Source organism: Vibrio sp. 5S239 (assembly GCF_041439575.1).
Lineage (GTDB): Bacteria > Pseudomonadota > Gammaproteobacteria > Enterobacterales > Vibrionaceae > Vibrio > Vibrio kanaloae.
In genome coordinates, this window is record NZ_JBGOOM010000054.1 from 1 (window position 1) to 2,352 (window position 2,352).

Genomic DNA, 2,352 nt, shown 5'->3' on the forward strand with positions numbered 1-2,352 from the left:
GAACGGCGGACTGTTAATCCGTATGTCGCAAGTTCAAGTCTTGCAAGGGGAGCCACATTCAAAAAAGCCAAGTCGAAAGACTTGGCTTTTTTTCGTTTGAACAAAAGCAAACTCTATTCAATATACTCATCAGCTCTACCCTTAATCAGTCTCGATAAATTGAGTTATCTCCTTCTAGTACTCTTACTACAGCAGCAGATTCTAAGTTCTATAAAGAGTCCCCCACTCCAACAGAACCACTCATCCCAAAGTTCATAACACGCTAATCTTCACATCAAAAAAAACAGAACCGAGTTCTGTTACTTTTTTTTCTTCGAAAATTTAATCTCTATCATGTTTTGATGTCTTTCTAATATCTGCCTTACACCACTTAGATTAAGATTCGATGAATTATACCTAATACTAATTATTGAATCGCTGCGCGGGGAAATATGAAACTAAAAACGCAAGCTTACTTATTATCGGGCATCATATTGATCGCCCTGCTAGCACTGACGGCTACTGGTTTATGGACATTGAGAGTCGCTAGCAACATGGACAACAAGGCTCGTGTGACAGAGCTATTTAAGAGTGCATACAGCATCCTTACTGAAGTCGAGAAGATGGCGATTGATGGCACTCTAGAAGAAGATCAAGCTAAGAAACTGGCTACTCGCCTTCTTCGCAACAACATCTATAAAGATAATGAATATGTTTACGTAGCCGATGAGAACATGACGTTTGTCGCGACACCATTAGATCCTCAACTACACGGAACCAGCTTTAACGACTTTAAAGATGGCGACGGCAATAGTGTTGGTCAGCTAATCCAAAGAGTACTTGGTAATCGTACTGGCCAGATCATTGAGTATACCTGGACACAAAAACTGCCAGATGGAACGATTGAAGAAAAACTGTCTATTGCAGAGAAAACGCCACATTGGGGCTGGGTTGTCGGCACCGGTATCGGATTCAATGAAGTTAACGCTCGTTTTTGGTCTACTGCTCAATGGCAGCTATTCCTTTGTGTGGTGATTGCTGGTCTTATTCTATCGAGCCTAATTGTATCTATTAAACGCATGCTAGCGCTTCTTGGCGGCGAACCTAAAGATGTACGAGAAGCAGTACAAGCCGTAGCTCAGGGGCGAATTCAAACCTCTTTCGAAACTCAGGCAGCTGACGGCAGTATTTACCAGGCCGTACAACAAATGAGTAAGTCACTGGCAGAGCTAGTATCAAACCTTAACGCTTCAATGCTGGCCTTAAGGGGCGAACTGCAGCGCGTCGAAGATCGCGCTGGGTCAATTGCTCAACTGACAGAGACCCAACAGCAATCAACAGAGATGATCGCGACAGCAATGACCGAGATGGCCTCTTCAGCCAATAACGTTGCTGATTCAGCTAGCGATACCGCGCGTAACACAGATGAGGCCGACAAACAGAGTCAGCATACCCAACAACTCATTCACAACACAGTAGATAACATTCAAGGCCTAGCGGGCCAACTAGGCACAGCCAGCGAAGCTGTCGCTAACCTAGATAACGATGTAAACAACATTGCAAAAGTATTGGATGTTATTGGTGATATAGCGGAGCAAACTAACCTATTGGCACTCAATGCAGCCATTGAAGCAGCTCGAGCTGGCGAACAAGGTCGTGGATTTGCGGTTGTAGCAGATGAGGTTCGTAACCTTGCAGGCCGAACACAATCGAGCACCAAAGAAATCCAATTAATGATTAATAACCTTCAAGAAGGATCTCGCAACGCAATTCAAACCATGGAAGTTTGTGCCGCGACTAGTGAAAGCACCGTAACTGAGTCTCAAAACGCCTCTGAAGCACTACAACAGATTGTTGTCGCACTAGAGTCTATTTCATCAATGAGTCATCAAATCGCAACAGCGGCCGCTGAGCAGACTCAGGTGAGCGATGATATATCGAAGCGTATCAATATGATCGAAGAGAGCGGTAACCAACTGAGTAATGTCGTGACAGAAAGTCATAACAGCACCCAAACTCTCGCCTCTCTTTCCAACGAATTAGAAGCTTGGGTTAATAGATTTGAAGTAAGGTACTAAACTCTCGGAAAAGCTCTTAAATAAAAACGCACGTTTCCATACGTGCTTTTTTTATTTAGGCATCCATTCAGTGTAGTTAACCGTAGTTTCATGATCTTTTAGGGCATGCTAGATCTAGGTTTTTCTTCCTAAATGGACAAAAACAACCCACTAAGTATAGAAAAACATCAAACAATACTTTTTTTGCAATTTAGTGTTGACCCAGAACGCGAAAACACGTTTAATACACCTCGTTGCCCGGATAGCTCAGTCGGTAGAGCAGCGGATTGAAAATCCGCGTGTCGGTGGTTCGATT

The 2,352-nt window shown here is 43.5% G+C and carries 1 protein-coding gene; it reads left to right on the top strand.

All coding sequences use genetic code 11. The annotated features are described in order from the left end of the window. The first annotated feature begins 431 nt into the window (after positions 1 to 431). Complete coding sequence (locus tag ACED48_RS20340; protein ID WP_017056510.1) at positions 432 to 2,057, top strand: methyl-accepting chemotaxis protein; 1,626 nt, start codon at positions 432 to 434, stop codon at positions 2,055 to 2,057. Positions 2,058 to 2,352: the final 295 nt, after the last annotated feature.